Origin of the sequence: Halomonas maura (assembly GCF_030409305.1) — a bacterium.
Classification (GTDB): domain Bacteria; phylum Pseudomonadota; class Gammaproteobacteria; order Pseudomonadales; family Halomonadaceae; genus Halomonas; species Halomonas maura.
The window spans coordinates 191,947-208,433 of sequence record NZ_JAUFPQ010000013.1 but is presented as its reverse complement, the minus strand read 5'-3'; the positions used below and the strand labels follow the sequence as shown (position 1 = coordinate 208,433).

Genomic DNA, 16,487 nt, shown 5'->3' with positions numbered 1-16,487 from the left:
TGCTGACGGGCGAAGCCCCGGCCGACGTCACTGCGCCCCGGGGATTCCACCAATGGATAGATGGGATAGATTACTCGACCCCCGGCTCCCCTGACAAGAGCGCCGCCAGCAGCGGCCCGTGGCGCTGCTGGGTGTGTTCGAGGGTCAGGCGACGGGCGATGACCAGCGACTGCAGCTCGCGCAGGGCGGTGGTGAAGTCGTCGTTGATCACCAGGTAGTCGTACTCGTCGTGATGGGACATCTCGCCGACCGCCTCGCGCATGCGGGAGGCGACCACCGCGTGCTCGTCGGTACCGCGGCCGGCCAGGCGGCGCTCCAGCTCCTCCCGGGAGGGCGGCAGGATGAAGATCGACACCGCATCGGGCAGCTGCGCGCGGACCTGGCGGGCGCCCTGCCAGTCGATCTCGAGGATCACGTCCTGGCCGGCGGCGAGCAGGGCCTGCACCGCCCGGCGCGAGGTGCCGTAGTAGTTGTCGAACACCCGGGCGTGCTCGAAGAACTCGCCCCGCTCGATCATCGCCTCGAAGGCCGCCCGGTCGACGAAGTGGTAGTTCACGCCGTCGACCTCGCCGTCGCGGCGCGGCCGGGTGGTGTGCGACACCGAGACCTGGATGCCGTCGAGGCTTTCGATCAGCTCGCGCACCAGGCTGGTCTTGCCGGCGCCGGAGGGTGCGGAAACGATGAACAGCGTACCTTGGGGCATGAGCGAGGGTCCCTGACGTTGACGACGAAGAGCGAGCGGCTCGGGCAGGCGCGAAGTATCGCACAGATTGCCCCCTTCCCCACAGGGTCCCCATCCGGCGCTCAGGCGGCCGCCGCCCGCAGGCGCGCCCGCCGTTCCAGCCGGCGGTCGGCGGCGAACACCAGCAGCCCGCCGAGCGCCAGGCCGGCGCCGACCAGACCGCTGGCCGACCACTCCGCCCCGGCCTTGATGACGACGGCCGCTAGCCAGGCGCCCAGGGCGTTGGCGCAGTTGAAGGCGGCGTGGTTCATCGAGGCGGCCATGGTCTGGGCGTCGCCGGCGACGTCCATCAGGCGTGTCTGCAGCGCCGGCCCCAGGGCCATGCTGGTGCCGACCAGGCCGACGAACAGCAGGCCGCTGACCAGGTGGTTGGCGGCGAAGAAGAAGCCGCCCTGGACCAGCAGGCACCACCCCAGTATGCAGGGGATCGCCCGCATCAGGTGCTTGTCGGCGGCCCGGGCGCCGACCAGGTTGCCGAGGATGGTGCCGATGCCGAAGATCGCCAGCACCCAGGGGCCCACCGACTCCGCCATGCCGGCCTGGGCGGAGAGGGTCGGTACCACATAGCTGAACACCGCGAACATGCCGCCGAAGCCGATGCTGGCCACGCCCAGGGTGGCCAGCACGCGGCGCTTGACCAGCCCCGACAGTTCGCGACGGGGGCTGGCCTGGGGGTTGGGCGCCTGGGGCGGCACCCACAGGCGGATCAGCACGGCGGTGGCCAGCGCGATGCCCCCGACGCCGGCGAAGGCCACCGGCCAGCCGAACCCCTGTCCGGCCCAGGTGGCCAGCGGCGCCCCCACCACGATGGCGCTGGTCAGGCCCAGCATCACCCGGCTGACCGCCCGGGCGCGCTGGTCGATGGGCACCGCCGCCGCGGCGACCAGGGCGGCGACGCCGAAGTAGGCGCCGTGGGGCAGGCCGGCGAGGAAGCGCAGGCCGACGAAGGGCCAGAAGGCGGTGGCCAGGGCGCTGGCCAGGTTGCCGACGGCGAACACCAGCATCAGCACGATCAGCAGGGCGCGACGCGGGACCCGGGCGGCCAGGGCCGCGATCAGCGGGGCGCCCACCACCACGCCGAGGGCATAGCTGGAGATCGCGTAGCCGACATCGGCGGTGGCCACCTGGAGGTCGGCGGCGACCCGGTTCATCAGGCCCATGATCACGAATTCGCTGGTGCCGATGCCGAAGCCGCCCAGGGCCAGCGCGAGTTCGGCCAGGCGGGGGTTGCGCGCCGCGGCGCTGGGTGTGGCGGACCCCATGGCGGCTCCTCCCATAGACAGGCGCTCCCGGCGAGCACCGGGAGCGAGGAAAATGACGTAAGCGTTGCGACGAAAGTATAGGGAATGGGCGCGCTGTCTGCGAGGAATCGTGCGTTTTGTTATGTAATAAAACTACATATTGGCAGAGGAGAGCTCAGGGCATGGATGCCGGGCAGAGCCGGCCGGTCCCCTGGGACCAGCGGCCAAGCCCCTCGCTGATCCGCTCCAGGGCGTACTGGGCGGCCACCGAATTGCCGCTGGCGTCGAGCGCCGGGGACCAGGCGCAGATCGACAGTTGCCCGGGGACGATGGCGACGATGCCACCGCCCACGCCACTCTTCGCCGGCAGCCCCACGCGATAGGCGAAGTCACCCGCGGCGTCGTACATCCCGGAGGTGAACATCAGGGCATTGATGCGCTGCGCCATGGCGGGCGGCACGAAGCGTTCGCCGGTGGTCAGCGCGCGGCCATCGGCCGCCAGGTAGTTCAGGGCGACGGCGAGGTCGGTGCAGCTCATGCGCAGCGCACAGCAGGCGAAATAGGCCTCCAGGACCTCGTCGACCTCGTTGTCGAGGTTGCCGAAGGCCTTCATCAGGTAGGCCGCGGCGGCATTGCGGGCGCGATGCCGCCATTCCGACCCCAGGACCTCGTGATCGATCAGCACCCGCGGATTGCCCGACAGGGTCCTGGCGATGTCCTGGAGGTGCTTCGACGGCGTGGCGAAGGCGCCGACCAGGTGGTCGGCGACCACGATGGCCCCGGCATTGATGAAGGGATTGCGCGGCTTGCCGCGCTCCGTTTCCAGCTGCATCAGGGAGTTGAACGGCATCCCCGAGGGATTGAGGCCGACGCGCTGCCACAGGCCATCGCCGTGGGTACGCAGCGCCAGGCTCAGCAGCAGTACCTTCGACAGGCTCTGGATCGAGAAGGGCATCCCGGCGTCGCCGGCCGCATAGAGTTCGCCGTCGTTGGTGCACAGGGCGAGGCCGAAGCGCTCGGGGTCCTGGTCCGCCAGGGCCGGGATATAGTCGGCGACCCGGCCCGTGCCGAGCCGCGACCTGGCGCACTCGGCGATCTCGTCCACCCAGGCCTGAAGCGCCGGCGAGCCGCCGGGCCGCGGCCGGGCAGCGTGGGAAGGAGTGGTCATGCTGGGACCTCGACTGGCGGGAGGGGAGAGGAGAGGGCCCGGGCGACGCCGGGCCCTGGGTCGGTTCATTGGCTGGCCGGTGCGGCCGCGGCGGCTTGCTGGGCTCGCTTGAGGTCCTCGGGCTCGATCTCCCAGGCGGCCGGATCCACGTTCAGGTCGTCGAACCTGGCGGCCTCGAAGATCGGCTGTTTCACCCCGGCGCGGATCTGGCCGTCGAAGTCGCGCATGAAGCGCAGTCCCGGCTTGAACAGCAGGATCAGGGCGATGAGGTTGGCCAGGGCCAGCAGCCCCATGGTGGTGTCGGCGAAGGCGAAGACGGTGCCCAGGTCGGTCATCGCTCCCCAGGTGCACAGGCCGATGATGGCGAGCCGGAAGGCGTTGAACAGCGTGCGATTGCCGCTGCTGAAGAAGTCGAGGCTGTTCTCGCCCAGGTAGTAGTTGTAGAGGATGGTGCTGAAGCCGAACAGCAGCAGTGCGATGCTGACGAAGCTGCGGCCCCACTCCCCCACATGGTCGGCCAGCGAGGCCTGGGTCAGGGCGATGCCGTCGACTCCGGCGCCGGCCGCCGGGTCATAGGCCCCGCCGAGCAGGATGATGAAGGCGGTGGCGGAACAGATGATCATGGTGTCGATGAACACCGAGAAGGCCTGGACGATGCCCTGGTTGACCGGGTGCGGCACATAGGCGACGGCGGCGACGTTCGGCGCGCTGCCGAGGCCCGCCTCGTTGGAGAACAGGCCACGCTTGACGCCCATCATGATCGCCGCACCGATGCCGCCGCCGATGGCCGGCTCGAGGCCGAAGGCGCTGTTGACGATCAGGGCGATGACGTCGGGCAGCTGGGTGACGTTCAGGCCCAGCACCACCAGGGCGATCAGCAGGTAGCCGCCCGCCATCACCGGGACCAGCACCTCGGTGACCCGGGCGATGCGCTTGACGCCGCCGAAGACGATCAGGCCCACCAGCAGGGCCAGGCCGAGGCCGGTGTAGCGTGCCGGGATGCCGAAGGCATCGTCGAAGGAGGTGGCCACGGCATAGGACTGCAGGGCGGTGAAGGCGAAGCCGAAGGTGGCCAGCAGCAGCACCGAGTAGAGGCCGGCCAGCCAGTTCCAGCGCCGGCCGAGCCCGCGGGCGATGTAGCGTGCGGGGCCGCCGCGAAAGGTGCCGTCGGGCTCGGCGGTCTTGTAGGCCTGGGCCAGGGTGCACTCGAGGAAGCTGGTGGCCATGCCCATCAGGCCGACCACCCACATCCAGAACACGGCGCCCGGGCCGCCGAGGGTGATGGCCACGGCGACGCCGGCGATGTTGCCGCCGCCGACGCGACCGGCCACCGACAGCAGCAGGGCCTGGAAGGAGCTCAGGTGGCCGTGCTGGTCCCGCTTGAAGGCCTGGCTGGCGCTGAGGATCCGGAACATGCGCCCGAAGTAGCGGAACTGGACGCAGCGGGAGGCCAGGGTGAAGCCGATTCCGACGGCGACCAGCAAGGCGATCAGCACCTTGCCCCACAGCAGGTCATTGATCAGGTCCAGCATCCGGCACCTCCCGGCTGCGCGCTGTTGGTGGTGCGGGATGTGCTCGCGGCCATGGCGGCCGCCGTGGTTGTTGTTGGCATCGGTCGTCGAACCTCTTGCTCTTGGAATTGGGGTGGCTCCCGCGGGGAGCCGTCCTGTCCGAAGCAAGGCGCGTGCCAGATGGTGAAGTTTCCGTTAGATCATTGTTTTATCGAGTATTATTGGCGGATCGTGCATCAACGAGCGGGGGCGAAGGGCTATAACCCTTGGGGCGACTCGAGCCGGGGTGAAATATTTAACTATCTGAAATTAATAGGATTATCCGGGAGTATAATCTGGGTTATAGTCGCCTGGAGGTTATAGGGGTTCCGGTCCCGTTTCGCGCAGCTTCTTCAGCCGCTTGCTCAGCGCCGGCTGGGAGATGCCCAGCAGCCGGGAGGCGATCGACTGATTGCCCTCGGCGCGACGCATGGCCTCGTGCACCAGCAGATCGGCGACCTCGTGCAGCGTCGGCAGGGGCTCGTCCGGGGCGAACACCGCGCGCTCTTCCCGGCCGCCATCCGCCGGCGCGGGGGGCGCCAGCGACGGAGTGATGGCCCGCTTGAACACCTCCATGGACAGTGTCCGCGAGCGGTGGACGCTCATGGCATCGTAGGCCATGGCGCGCAGCTCCCGCACGTTGCCCGGGAAGTCGTAGTTGGCCAGCAGCACCGGCAGCTCGGGGGGATAGGTCGGCGGGGACTTGCCGAGGTCGTCGGCGGCCTCGGCGAGGAAGTGATCCAGCAGCAGCGGGATGTCCCCCTTGCGCCGGCGCAGCGGGGGGATATGGACCTGGTGAGTACGCAGCCGGTAGTAGAGGTCCTTGCGAAAGGTCCCCGCCCGCTGGCGCGCGTCGAGGTCATGGTGGGTGGCCACGACGATGCGCGCGCGCATCCGCCTGGGCCGGTCACTGCCCAGGGGGTAGTACTCGCCCTCCTGCAGCAGCCGCAGCAGCTTGACCTGGGAGGCCGGGCTGAGGTCGCCGATCTCGTCGAGGAAGAGGGTACCGTCCGCCGCCTGCTCGATCATGCCGGCGCGGGCCTGGTCGGCGCCGGTGAAGGCCCCGCGCTGGTGGCCGAACAGGGTGTCGGCGAAGACGTTGTCATCGAGCCCCGCCACGTTGACACAGACCAGCGGGCCCTGGCGGCCGCTCAGGGCGTGGGCCGCCCGGGCGATCAACTCCTTGCCGACGCCGCTCTCCCCGCCGATCAGCAGCGGCTGGCTGGAGGGGGCCACCGACTCGAGGTACTGGAAGACCGAGCGCATGGCCTTGTCGGCGCTGATGACATGGCCGAAGGCCTCGGGGTGCTCGAGGGTATCGTTGAGGAAGCGCCTGCGCAGCTCCTGGTTCTCGTGGCGCAGCTCCTGAAGCCGGATGGCGCGCTTGATGCCCTCGATCAGCCGGTCCTGCTCGTCGGTCTTGACGAAGTAGTCGAAGGCGCCGAGCTTGATGCAGGTCACCGCGCTCTCCACCTGGTTCAGGCCGCTGATCACGATGACCCCGACGTCCGGGTGCTCCTCGACGATGCGGCCAAGCAGCTCCTCCCCCGACAGGTGGGGCATGGTGAGGTCCAGGGTCACCAGGCCGATGTTCTCCCGGGCCAGGATATCCATCACCTCGCGGCTGTCCTGGCAGCGGTGGAGGTTGGTGATGCCGCCGCTGCGTTCCAGGGTAATGCTCAGGCTGCGCAGGAAGGAGGGTTCGTCATCGACCAGCAGGAGGCCGAAGGCGGGATAGGGATTCATGCTCATCGCTCAGCTTGCGTCCAGGTGGTGACGGTCGTCGGCAGCTCGTCGCGTGCCGGGGCCGCGGGCAGCGCCAGGGTGGCGGTCGTGCCTGCGCCGGGTCGCGAAGCGAAGGCGAGCTGGCCCTGGTGCTCGCGGACGATGCCGGCGGAGACGGAGAGCCCCAGGCCGGTGCCGCCGCACTCGCGCCGGGTGGTGAAGAAGGGGTCCGTCAGTCGGTTGATCGCCTCGGGATCGATGCCCCGTCCCTCGTCTCGCACCTCCAGGGTCACGGTCCCGTCGCCGGGATGCTGACGGGTCGTCAGGCGGATGCCCTGAGCGCGACCCTCGAGGGCCTGGCAGGCGTTCAGCACCAGGTTGATCACCACCTGCTCGATGCGCTGGCCGTTGCCCTGTACGGCGGGCAGGTCCTCGGCGTAGCGCGTCTCGAAGCGGTCGGTGGCCTTGCGGATCGAGTTGTCGACCAGGCGCACCGCCGTCCTGACCACTTCGTTGAGGTCGAGGCGCTCGCCGAGCTCGGCACTGCCCTGCCGGGCGAAGTCCTTGAGGTCGCCGACGATCCGCTTGATGCGCTGGGTGCCCTCCAGCATCTCGTCGAGCATGGAGGGAATCTCGTCGCGCATGCGCGAGTAGGGCAGCCCGCCGAGCGGGAAGTCGCCGTGCTGGCGATAGTGTGCCTCGAGAATGGGGCGGGCATCGTCGTAGGCCTCCCGCAGCACCGGCAGGTTGAGCAGCAGCAGGCTGCTGGGGTTGTTGATCTCGTGGGCGACACCGGAGACCAGGATACCCAGCGAGGTCATCTTGTCGGCCTGGATCAGCTGCTGCTGCTGGCGGCGCAGCTCCTCGGTGCGGCTCGCCACCTCGCGCTTGAGCAGGCGGTTCCAGATCACGATGCCGCCGAGAATCAGCAGCAGCAGCGCCGAGGCGATGGCCCCGATCAGGCCCAGCCGCTTCCACGGCAGGCCCTCCCCCTGCTCCAGCGGCCCCAGCCACTTGTCGTAGATGGCCTGGTGACGGCCGGTGTTCTTGAGGATCGCCAGGCCCTCGCTGAACTGGGCCAGCACGTCGGCGTTGCCCTCCTTCACCGCATAGCCGTAGCGCAGCGAGAAGGGGCGGGCGACCGGCACCAGGTTGGTCAGCCCCAGCTCGCGGCTGAGATACAGTGCCGGCAGGTTGGCCACCAGGGCGTAGTCGTGCTGGCCGGCGGCGAGGGCGCGCAGCGCGTCGGCATGGGTATCGGTGGGGAACAGCTCGGCGCCCACCTCTCGCTCGATCAGCAGGTCCTGCATGATGTCGCCGCGCTGCACGATCACCTCCTGGCCCGCCAGCTCCTCCAGGCGTGCCACGGGCGGCGTGCCGCGGCGGGCGAAGATCGACTGGTGGACGATGGCGTGGGGCGGGGCGAAGTCGAAGCTGGCGTCGCGGCCCTCGGAGTAGGACATGCCCTGCAGGACATCGATCTCGCCGGTTTCCAGCCGGCGGCGCATCTCGCTCCAGGGGCCCAGCTCGATGCGCACCTCGATGCCCATCACCTCGGCGATGGCCCGGGTCAGCTCGACGTTGTAGCCGGCGGGGCGACCGTCCTCGTCGAGGAACTCGTAGGGCGGGTGGTAGTGGTCGCCGCCGACCACGATCAGCCGCTCTGCGTTGTCGGGGGCCACGCCGGCACTCGGCTGTGCCCAGCCGGTAGCGGGCGCCGCGACGAGGCCGGCGAGCACCAGGATCGCCGCCAGCCGGGCCAGCAGGCGGGGCACGCCAGGGAAGGGAGGTGCACTCGACGTCACGATCATGCGCGCCTACTCGATGTTCTGGATCTGCTCGCGCATCTGCTCGATCAGCACCTTGAGCTCCACGGCGCAGCGGGTCGACTCGGCGACCACCGACTTCGACGACAGGGTGTTGGCCTCGCGGTTGAGTTCCTGCATCAGGAAGTCGAGGCGCCGGCCGATCGGGCCCTTCTGCTTGAGCTGACGCTCCACCTCGAGAACATGGGTCTCCAGGCGATCGAGTTCCTCGGCCACGTCGGCCTTCTGGGCCAGCAGCACCAGCTCGGCCTCCAGGCGCTGGGGATCGAGCTCGGTGCGCATCTCGGCCAGGCGCTCGAGCAGCTGGCGGCGCTGGCGCTCGAGGATCTCCGGCATCAGCCGGCGGACCTCGGCCACCTGGACGCGGATCGCCGCGAGACGCTCGCGAATCAGCTCGGCGAGCTGCTCGCCCTCCCGAGCGCGCCCGGCGATCAGGTCGTCCAGGGCGGCGCCGAACAGCGCCCTGGCCTCGGCCTTGATGGCCTCCATGTCCGGCCCCGGCGTCTCCAGCACGCCGGGGTGGTCGAGCAGTGCCAGGGCGTCGGGCATGGCGGCCGTGGGAAGGGTCTCGCGCACCTCGCCGAGGGCGGCGGCCAGGGCCTCCAGGCGCGGGCGGTTGACGGCCAGGCCGCTGTCGCCGTCGGCGGAATCGAAGCGCAGCAGGCACTCCACCTTGCCGCGGGCCAGGCGACCGCGCAGGGCGTCGCGGAAGACGGGCTCCAGGTCGCGAAGGGGCTCCGGCAGGCGGAAATGGGGTTCGAGATAGCGCTGGTTGACCGAGCGCAGCTCGAGCTGCAGCCGGCCCCAGTCGGCGTCGCGGTCCTGCCGCGAAAAGGCCGTCATGCTGTGGACCATCGGAGGGCTCCTGATGCGCAGGCGATTGCTCAGGCAGTGTAAACGATTCTGCCGGCAGACCGTGTAGAATGGCGACCAATCCATCCATTCCCGACTTCGAGAGAGGTGCCATGTCCTCGGACATCCGGCGTCCCAGCGGACGCGCCCCCGACCAGCCCCGCGACATTCGCCTGACCCGCGATTACACCCGTCATGCCGAGGGATCGGTGCTGGTGGAATTCGGTGACACCCGCGTGCTGTGCAACGCCAGCGTCGAGGCCGGGGTGCCGCGCTGGCTGCGCGGCAAGAAGCAGGGCTGGGTCACCGCCGAGTACGGCATGCTGCCCCGGGCGACCCACACCCGCGGTGGTCGCGAGGCCTCGCGGGGCAAGCAGGGCGGCCGGACGCTGGAGATCCAGCGGCTGATCGGCCGCTCGCTGCGGGCCGTGGTGAACCTCAAGAAGCTCGGCGAGTTCACCATCACCGTGGACTGCGACGTCATCCAGGCCGATGGTGGCACCCGCACCGCGGCCATCACCGGCGGCTGCGTGGCGCTGATCGATGCCATCCGCTACCTGCAGCGCGAGAAGCTGATCAAGGGCGATCCCTTCCACCAGCTGGTCAGCTCGGTGTCGGTGGGGCTGTTCAAGGGGGTGCCGGTGGTCGACCTGGACTATCCGGAGGACTCCCGCGCCGACACCGACATGAACGTGGTGATGGCCGAGGGCGGCGGGCTGATCGAGGTGCAGGGCACCGCCGAGTCCGGCACCTACAGCCGCGAGGCGCTCGATGCCATGCTCGACCTCGCCGAGCGGGCCGGCGCCGAGCTGTTCGCCCACCAGCGAGAGGCGCTGGGGATCCGCGCCTGAGGGATACGTTCTTCAGGGTTTCCCTAACGCAACACGCCGGCGCTAGGCCGGCGTGTTGCGTTGCCGCGGAGGCAACGGCGACGAAGGGACGGCGATCAAAGCGTCAGGTCGTACTCGACGATCAGCGGCGCGTATTCGGAGAAGGTCGCGTCGTAATCGATCCAGGCGTCCACCACGTGGCGGCGGAAGTTGGGGCCGACCAGCTGGTAGTCGATCCGCCAGCCTTCCTGGCGCTCCCGAGGCTGGTCCTGGTCCAGCGCCGGCCACCAGCTGTACTCGCCGGCATCGCGGTTGATCTCGCGGAAGGTGTCGATGAAGCCGGTCGGGCCGAGCACCTGGTCCATCCAGGCGCGCTCCTCGGGCTTGAAGCCGGGGGTGGTCTGGTTGTCGGCCCAGTTCTCGAGGTCGATGGTCTTGTGGGCGATATGCCAGGTGCCACAGATGATGTACTCGCGGCGCTTGCGGGCCATCTTGGCCAGATATTCCTGATACTGGGCCATGAAGCTCTGCTTGGCGGCCGGGTCGCTGCCGTCGGGCATCAGGAAGCTGGCGATGCTGAAGCGGTCGTAGTCGGCCTGCAGGAAGCGCGCCTCATGGTCGCACTGCGGGAAGCCCAGGCCATACATGATCGCCTTGGGAATCTTGCGGCAGTAGATGCCGACGCCCGAGACGCCGTCCTGCTCGGCGTCGAGGAAGTAGCCCTCGTAGCCTTCCGGGTAGAGGATGCTGTCGTCGAGCTCGAAACTCTTGGCCTTGAGGTTCTGCACGCAGACGACGTCGGCATCCTGGTTGGCCAGCCAGTCGAGGAAACCTCGACCGACGGCCTCGCGGATGCCGTTGACATTGATGGTGGCGATTTTCATACATGGTCCCTTTTGCGTCGCGCGTGTATGATACCCGACGTTTCGACGTTTGGGTAAATGGCGTCAGTCGATAAACGTGATAGGAGGCTCCGTGGCGGATCAGCGCGTTGCATCGTCCCTGCAACCCTACCAGCAGGCATTCATCGAATTCGCCATCGAGCAGGGCGTGCTGCGCTTCGGCGAGTTCACCCTGAAATCCGGCCGGGTCAGCCCCTATTTCTTCAATGCCGGCCTGTTCAAGACCGGTCGTGCCCTGGCGGCGCTGGGCCGCTTCTACGCCCAGGCCATCGCCGACAGCGGCCTCGAGGCCGAGGTGCTGTTCGGTCCGGCCTACAAGGGCATCCCCCTGGCCGCCACCACCGCCGTGGCCCTGGCCGACCATCATGACCGCGACCTGCCCTATGCGTTCAACCGCAAGGAGGCCAAGGCCCACGGCGAGGGCGGCAACATCGTCGGCGCCGCGCTGGCCGGGCGTATCCTGATCGTCGATGACGTCATCACCGCCGGCACCGCCATCCGCGAGGTGATGGGGCTGATAGACGCCGCCGGCGCCAGTGCCGGCGGGGTGGTGGTGGCCCTGGACCGCCAGGAGCGCGGCGGCGACGACGCCGACCCGCGCAGCGCCATCCAGCAGGTCGAGGCGGCCTACGGCATGCCGGTGATCAGCATCGTCACCCTGGACATGGTGCTCGAGTACCTCGAGGTGCATGCCGGCGACGAACTGAGCGGCCATGCCGAGGCCATCCGCGCCTATCGCGATCGCTACGGCGTGGCCGAGCGCTGAGCGGTCTCTGCGCCCGGGGGGCGTGACGAATCGCCGAGCCGGTTTCTCGGGCCCCATGCGGGGCCCGAGTGCGTTGTCGGCGTAGTATATCAGGAGTTGTTGATGCTCGACGTGGTGCTCTACCAGCCCGAGATCCCGCCCAACACCGGCAACCTGATCCGGCTGTGCGCCAACACCGGCTTCCGGCTGCACCTGATCGAGCCGCTGGGTTTCAGCCTGGACGACAAGCGGCTGCGCCGTGCCGGCCTCGACTACCATGAGTGGGCCCGGGTGCGGGTGCATCGCGACTGGGCGGCCTTTCTCGATGCCGTGGCACCTGGCCGGGTCTTCGCCGTCTCGACCCGCGGGCGCACCGGCTACCACACCCCGAGCTACCGCGAGGGCGACGCCCTGGTGTTCGGCCCCGAGACCCGCGGCCTGCCCCAGGCGCTGCTCGATGCCCTGCCCGAGGCGCAGCGTCTGCGCATCCCCATGCTGGCGGAAAGCCGCAGCCTGAACCTGTCCAATGCCTGTGCGGTGGTGGTCTATGAGGCCTGGCGCCAGCTCGACTTCGTGGGGGCCGGCCATCCGGGGGCCGGCCATCCGGGGGCCGGTTATCCGGACATCGACAGTGAGCCCGCCGCCGAACCGAGGGAGTTCGAATGACCCCCAGCATCGCCAGTCGCCTCGCCAAGCTCAATCCCCGCCAGCAGCAGGCCGTGCGCGCCATCGACGGGCCCTGCCTGGTGCTGGCCGGCGCCGGCTCCGGCAAGACCAGCGTGATCACCACCAAGATCGCCTACCTGGTCCAGGAGTGCGGCATGAGCGCCCGGCGCATCGCCGCGGTGACCTTCACCAACAAGGCCGCCCGGGAGATGAAGGAGCGCGTGGGCCAGATGCTCCAGGGCCGCGAGGGCCACGGCCTCACCGTCTCCACCTTCCACACCCTGGGGCTCAACATCATCCGCGGCGAGCTCAAGGCGCTGGGCTACAAGCCCGGCTTCTCGCTGTTCGACCCCGAGGACGCCAAGGCGCTGCTGCGCGACCTGATGAACAAGGACGCCCAGGTCGACGCCGAGGCGATCAACCAGGTGCAGGCGGCCATCTCCAACTGGAAGAACGACCTGGTGCTGCCGGGACAGGCGCTGTCGCATGCCGCCGACGACAGCGAGCAGTTCGCCGCGCGGGTCTACGAGGCCTATGTGCGCCACCTCAAGGCCTACAACGCGGTGGACTTCGACGACCTGATCCTGCTGCCGGTGACCCTGCTGCGCGACGATCCCGAGGCCCTGGCCCGCTGGCGGCGCAAGATCCACTACATGCTGGTGGACGAGTACCAGGACACCAACGTCAGCCAGTACCAGCTGGTGCGCATGCTGATGGCCGAGCGCCAGACCTTCACCGTGGTGGGCGACGACGACCAGTCGATCTATGCCTGGCGTGGCGCGCGCCCCGAGAACCTGGTGACCCTGGGCGAGGACTTCCCGCGGCTCAACGTCATCAAGCTCGAGCAGAACTACCGCTCCACCGGCACCATCCTGCGTGCCGCCAACACCCTGATCGCCAACAACCCCCACGTCTACGACAAGACCCTGTGGTCGGACATGGGCCAGGGCGAGGCGATCCGCGTGGTGGTCAACCGGCACGAGGAGGCCGAGGCCGAGCGGGTGGCCAGCGAGATCCTCACCCGGCGCATCAAGGAGCGTGCCGAGTGGCGCGACTTCGCGGTGCTCTACCGCGGCAACTTCCAGGCTCGGCTGCTCGAGCTCAAGCTGCAGCACTACCAGGTGCCCTACAAGCTCTCCGGGGGCACCTCCTTCTTCTCCCGGGGCGAGATCAAGGACGCCATGGCCTACCTGCGGCTGCTGATCAACCCGGCCGACGACAACGCCTTCCTGCGCATCGTCAACGTGCCACGCCGCGAGATCGGTCCCGGCACCCTGGAGAAGCTGGCCAACTACGCCACCGAGCGCGGCGCCTCGCTGTTCGCCGCCTGCCACGAGCTGGGGCTGGCCGAGCAGCTGCCGGTCAGAGCCGTCGAACGGCTGGGGAGGTTTACCCACTTTATCGATGGCGTGCGCCGGCGCATGGATGGCGGCGATGCCCTCGCCGCGATCCGCGAGATGCTGCGCGACATGGACTACGAGGCCTGGCTCTACCAGAACGCCAGCGCCCCGACCATCGCCGAACGGCGCATGGCCAACGTCTGGACGCTGATCGACCAGCTCGAGAAGTCGATGCAGGCCGATCCCGACGAGCGGGCGGAGGAGGCCACGGCGAGCACCGCGACCGAGACCGACGACGTGGAGTCGGCCATCTCGCGGCTGGTGCTGCGCGACATCCTCGAGCAGCAGGCCGAGGAGGACGACTCCGACCGCGTCCAGCTGCTGACCATGCACGCCTCCAAGGGCCTCGAGTTCCCCCATGTCTACCTGATGGGCCTCGAGGAGGAGCTGCTGCCCCACCGCAATGCCATCGAGGTGGGGACGGTGGAGGAGGAGCGTCGCCTGGCCTACGTGGGGATCACCCGGGCACGGCGCACCCTGACCCTGACCCTGGCCCGCCAGCGCAAGGCCTATGGCGAGCTGATGGACTGCACGCCCAGCCGCTTCCTCGACGAGCTGCCCGAGGATGCCCTGGAGTGGGAGGGGCGCGCCGACCGCGAGGACCCGGAGAAGAAGCAGGCCCGCGGCAAGGACGCCATCGCCGGACTGCGCTCGCTGCTGGGATGATCCGGGCGGCGGCTGCTTCGGTACGAACAACAAGGGGGCGCCGAATGGCGCCCCCTCGTCGTATCGCGATGCTGGCCGGCCTTACTGCGCCTGGCTGACCATGTAGTCGACGATGGCCTTGACCTCCTCGTCGGGGAGGCTGGCGCCGCCCTTGGGCGGCATGGCGCCGATGCCGTTGATCGCGCTCTCGTACAGGGCCTCGATGCCCTTGTCGATACGTGGCCCCCAGGCTTCGGCATCGCCGATCTTCGGGGCGCCGGCCGCACCGCTGGCGTGACAGGCGGCGCAGGGTGCGCTGGCATAGAGCGCCTCACCATCGAGGCCGCTGTCGGCGTCGGCGGTGGCTTGCGTTCCGGCGGCCTGCTCGGCCGGCGCGTCCTGCTCCGCCGTGGCGGCGTCATCGGTCGCCGCGCCTTCCTCGGCGGCCGCGTCGCCCTCGCCGCTGGCCTCGGCGGGCACGTCCATCACCGGCTCGACCAGGTAAGCCACGGCGGCCTGCACCTCCGCGTCGGAGAGGTTGGGGTTGCCGCCGCGGGCCGGCATGGCGTTATAGCCGTTGATGGCGTGGCTGAGCAGGGTCTCGAAGCCCTGGCCGGTGCGCTCGCTCCAGGCCGCCTCGTCGCCACGCTTCGGCGCACCCGCGGCGCCGGTGTCGTGACAGGCCATGCAGACGCTGCCGTAGATGCTCTCGCCGTCGGCGCCGTCGGAGGAGGCGCTGTCACCGCCGCCGCTGGCCGCCATGGCGGTGCCGCAGTCTTCGCCCTGCACGCACAGCTCGCCCACCGGCGCCAGGCGTTCGGCGATGGCGTCCCGGTCCACGTCTTCCTGGGCGAACGCCATGCCCGTGGTCAGGCCGAGGGTGACCAGGCACCCCATGATCAGCTTGCTGGATTTCACTCTCACCACCTCTTTGACGGTCTTGTCATCGAATCACGGTCGGCATCACGACAGCCAGTACGCCATGACGCGCACAATGGGCGCCAGTATAGCCGTATCGCCAACCGCTGGAAAATGCTGGAGATCATGCCCCGGGGCATGGGCGGGGCGCGTCGAGACGATGCCGTGGCCGCTGGCGGCTGGACAGCGAAAGGGCAGCACGGTAGGATGTCGCTCGCCTGGCGGTCATCGACCGCCAGGCCCCGCGCGCCCTTAGCTCAGCTGGATAGAGCGTCGCCCTCCGGAGGCGAAGGTCAAAGGTTCGAATCCTTTAGGGCGCGCCAACGAATTCAAGGGCTTACGATTATCCGTAGGCCCTTTTCTTTTGCCTCTCTGTGTTTCGTAACCACGCTGGTAGCCAACCGCTTGTCATCGCGCCAGCTCTGGCACTGCCGAGCGGCGGATTTGGCACAGTGCCGCCCGGCTACCCTACTCGGCCTTGAGCGCTGCCTTGCAGTGTCGCATTCCTTCAGCTGATACATCCTGTGCGCCTGGCAATGAGGGCGCCAACGCCTGACGTCACGCCCTCGACGCTAGCGCCTGGTCTCAAGCCCCCTTGTAGTAGATCACCGATGCCCGGCGTCAGCGGGCTCGATCAGGTCCGCATCATCGTGAGTGGGCCTGTTGACCCGCGGGCTCACCGGCCAGTGGGTGAGCATCCCGGAGGGCAGGTGATGCACCACCTGGCGGAGCGTCTCGCGATCGGTCAGGTGGGGATCGAGCCAGGGCTCCAGGCTCTCGGCGTCCAGGGCCAGCGGCATGCGGGAGTGGATCTCCTCGGCCACGCCGCGCGCCGGCTCGGTGATGATGGCGCAGCCGGGCTTGCCGTCCGGCCGCTCGCTCCAGATGCCCGCCAGCCAGATCGGCTCGCGGTCCTCGCGGCACAGGAAGTGCGGCTGCTTCTTCCCTTCCACCGGCAGCCACTCGTACCAGCCATCCGCCGGCACCAGGCAGCGGTGATGGGCGAACGCGCCCTTGAAGTAGCCGGACGTGGCCACCTTCTCGACGGTGGCGTTGATGGGCTCCGGCGCCTTCTCCTTCGCCCAGTGCGGCCGGTAGCTCCACCAGACCTCGTCCATCACCAGTGGCGCGTCATCGCTGGGATGGCGCACCACGGTGATCCAGGTGCCCGGCGCCACGTTGTAGCGTGGCGCCAGCTCTCGAGCCTCAAGCGGGAGACGCAGTGCCTGGGAGAGCTTGGGGTATGGGCTATAGAGGGCGAAACGTCCGCACATAAG

At 69.0% G+C, this 16,487-nt stretch carries 14 protein-coding genes and 1 tRNA gene; 5 read left to right on the top strand and 10 right to left on the bottom strand.

Translation table 11 applies throughout. The features are described from left to right. Nucleotides 1–70 precede the first annotated feature (70 nt). The 7 genes from gmk to QWY76_RS07840 all read right to left on the bottom strand — a co-directional run bounded on the left by gmk (nucleotide 71) and on the right by QWY76_RS07840 (nucleotide 9,107). A complete protein-coding gene (gene gmk, locus QWY76_RS07870; RefSeq protein ID WP_290310578.1) occupies nucleotides 71–703 on the bottom strand; it encodes a guanylate kinase in 633 nt (210 codons plus the stop codon). A 101-nt stretch (nucleotides 704–804) separates the two neighbouring features. After that, nucleotides 805–2,004 carry an MFS transporter gene (locus tag QWY76_RS07865; RefSeq protein ID WP_290310577.1) on the bottom strand — a complete coding sequence of 400 codons (1,200 nt, stop codon included), beginning with the start codon at nucleotides 2,002–2,004 and terminating at the stop codon, nucleotides 805–807. 154 nt (nucleotides 2,005–2,158) lie between these two features. Next, nucleotides 2,159–3,151 carry a glutaminase B gene (gene glsB, locus QWY76_RS07860; protein WP_290310576.1) on the bottom strand — a complete coding sequence of 331 codons (993 nt, stop codon included), beginning with the start codon at nucleotides 3,149–3,151 and terminating at the stop codon, nucleotides 2,159–2,161. A 65-nt stretch (nucleotides 3,152–3,216) separates the two neighbouring features. Then, entirely contained in the window at nucleotides 3,217–4,683 is a 1,467-nt protein-coding gene (locus QWY76_RS07855; protein ID WP_290310575.1) for an alanine/glycine:cation symporter family protein, read from the bottom strand. A gap of 336 nt (nucleotides 4,684–5,019) precedes the next feature. Further along, nucleotides 5,020–6,453 carry a sigma-54-dependent transcriptional regulator gene (locus tag QWY76_RS07850; RefSeq protein WP_290310574.1) on the bottom strand — a complete coding sequence of 478 codons (1,434 nt, stop codon included), beginning with the start codon at nucleotides 6,451–6,453 and terminating at the stop codon, nucleotides 5,020–5,022. Continuing rightward, nucleotides 6,450–8,237, bottom strand: a complete 1,788-nt coding sequence (locus QWY76_RS07845) for a transporter substrate-binding domain-containing protein (RefSeq protein WP_290310573.1) — start codon at nucleotides 8,235–8,237, stop codon at nucleotides 6,450–6,452. The genes QWY76_RS07850 and QWY76_RS07845 overlap by 4 nt, the downstream gene beginning before the upstream one ends. A 6-nt stretch (nucleotides 8,238–8,243) precedes the next feature. Beyond that, nucleotides 8,244–9,107 carry a YicC/YloC family endoribonuclease gene (locus QWY76_RS07840; protein WP_290310571.1) on the bottom strand — a complete coding sequence of 288 codons (864 nt, stop codon included), beginning with the start codon at nucleotides 9,105–9,107 and terminating at the stop codon, nucleotides 8,244–8,246. A 110-nt stretch (nucleotides 9,108–9,217) separates the two neighbouring features. Between QWY76_RS07840 and rph the strand changes: the two genes are divergently transcribed. Next, nucleotides 9,218–9,955, top strand: coding sequence for a ribonuclease PH (gene rph / locus QWY76_RS07835; protein WP_290310570.1), 738 nt, complete (start codon nucleotides 9,218–9,220; stop codon nucleotides 9,953–9,955). A gap of 95 nt (nucleotides 9,956–10,050) precedes the next feature. On the opposite strand, the gene QWY76_RS07830 is transcribed toward rph, so the two are convergent. Then, on the bottom strand, nucleotides 10,051–10,818 hold the full coding sequence (locus QWY76_RS07830) for an exodeoxyribonuclease III (protein ID WP_290310569.1): 768 nt from the start codon (nucleotides 10,816–10,818) through the stop codon (nucleotides 10,051–10,053). A gap of 91 nt (nucleotides 10,819–10,909) precedes the next feature. Here QWY76_RS07830 and pyrE point away from each other — a divergent pair, with 91 nt between their 5' ends. The 3 genes from pyrE (at nucleotide 10,910) to rep (ending at nucleotide 14,313) form a co-directional block, all read left to right on the top strand. Next, nucleotides 10,910–11,602 carry an orotate phosphoribosyltransferase gene (pyrE, locus tag QWY76_RS07825; protein ID WP_290310568.1) on the top strand — a complete coding sequence of 231 codons (693 nt, stop codon included), beginning with the start codon at nucleotides 10,910–10,912 and terminating at the stop codon, nucleotides 11,600–11,602. Between the two features lie 102 nt (nucleotides 11,603–11,704). After that, complete coding sequence (trmL, locus tag QWY76_RS07820) at nucleotides 11,705–12,247, top strand: tRNA (uridine(34)/cytosine(34)/5-carboxymethylaminomethyluridine(34)-2'-O)-methyltransferase TrmL (RefSeq protein WP_290310567.1); 543 nt, start codon at nucleotides 11,705–11,707, stop codon at nucleotides 12,245–12,247. After that, complete coding sequence (rep, locus tag QWY76_RS07815) at nucleotides 12,244–14,313, top strand: DNA helicase Rep (RefSeq protein ID WP_290310566.1); 2,070 nt, start codon at nucleotides 12,244–12,246, stop codon at nucleotides 14,311–14,313. Before trmL ends, rep begins: the two co-directional genes overlap by 4 nt. Nucleotides 14,314–14,394: 81 nt before the next feature. Here the strand turns inward: rep and QWY76_RS07810 are convergent, their stop codons facing one another. Next, nucleotides 14,395–15,210 (bottom strand): c-type cytochrome, encoded by an 816-nt coding sequence (locus tag QWY76_RS07810; RefSeq protein ID WP_290310565.1) that lies wholly within the window; start codon nucleotides 15,208–15,210, stop codon nucleotides 14,395–14,397. A gap of 246 nt (nucleotides 15,211–15,456) precedes the next feature. On the opposite strand from QWY76_RS07810, the gene QWY76_RS07805 reads away from it, so the two are divergent. Further along, nucleotides 15,457–15,533, top strand: a tRNA-Arg gene (locus QWY76_RS07805). A 282-nt stretch (nucleotides 15,534–15,815) separates the two neighbouring features. Here QWY76_RS07805 and QWY76_RS07800 read toward each other — a convergent pair. After that, entirely contained in the window at nucleotides 15,816–16,484 is a 669-nt protein-coding gene (locus QWY76_RS07800; protein ID WP_290310564.1) for an SOS response-associated peptidase, read from the bottom strand. Between the last annotated feature and the right edge of the window lie 3 nt (nucleotides 16,485–16,487).

What these genes read in the sequence shown, in the direction of transcription:
- gmk (WP_290310578.1), bottom strand. Translation starts at nt 703, where the DNA reads ATGCCCCAAGGTACGCTGTTCATCGTTTCCGCACCCTCCGGCGCCGGC.
- QWY76_RS07865 (WP_290310577.1), bottom strand. Translation starts at nt 2,004, where the DNA reads ATGGGGTCCGCCACACCCAGCGCCGCGGCGCGCAACCCCCGCCTGGCC.
- glsB (WP_290310576.1), bottom strand. Translation starts at nt 3,151, where the DNA reads ATGACCACTCCTTCCCACGCTGCCCGGCCGCGGCCCGGCGGCTCGCCG.
- QWY76_RS07855 (WP_290310575.1), bottom strand. Translation starts at nt 4,683, where the DNA reads ATGCTGGACCTGATCAATGACCTGCTGTGGGGCAAGGTGCTGATCGCC.
- QWY76_RS07850 (WP_290310574.1), bottom strand. Translation starts at nt 6,453, where the DNA reads ATGAGCATGAATCCCTATCCCGCCTTCGGCCTCCTGCTGGTCGATGAC.
- QWY76_RS07845 (WP_290310573.1), bottom strand. Translation starts at nt 8,237, where the DNA reads ATGATCGTGACGTCGAGTGCACCTCCCTTCCCTGGCGTGCCCCGCCTG.
- QWY76_RS07840 (WP_290310571.1), bottom strand. Translation starts at nt 9,107, where the DNA reads ATGGTCCACAGCATGACGGCCTTTTCGCGGCAGGACCGCGACGCCGAC.
- rph (WP_290310570.1), top strand. Translation starts at nt 9,218, where the DNA reads ATGTCCTCGGACATCCGGCGTCCCAGCGGACGCGCCCCCGACCAGCCC.
- QWY76_RS07830 (WP_290310569.1), bottom strand. Translation starts at nt 10,818, where the DNA reads ATGAAAATCGCCACCATCAATGTCAACGGCATCCGCGAGGCCGTCGGT.
- trmL (WP_290310567.1), top strand. Translation starts at nt 11,705, where the DNA reads ATGCTCGACGTGGTGCTCTACCAGCCCGAGATCCCGCCCAACACCGGC.
- rep (WP_290310566.1), top strand. Translation starts at nt 12,244, where the DNA reads ATGACCCCCAGCATCGCCAGTCGCCTCGCCAAGCTCAATCCCCGCCAG.
- QWY76_RS07800 (WP_290310564.1), bottom strand. Translation starts at nt 16,484, where the DNA reads ATGTGCGGACGTTTCGCCCTCTATAGCCCATACCCCAAGCTCTCCCAG.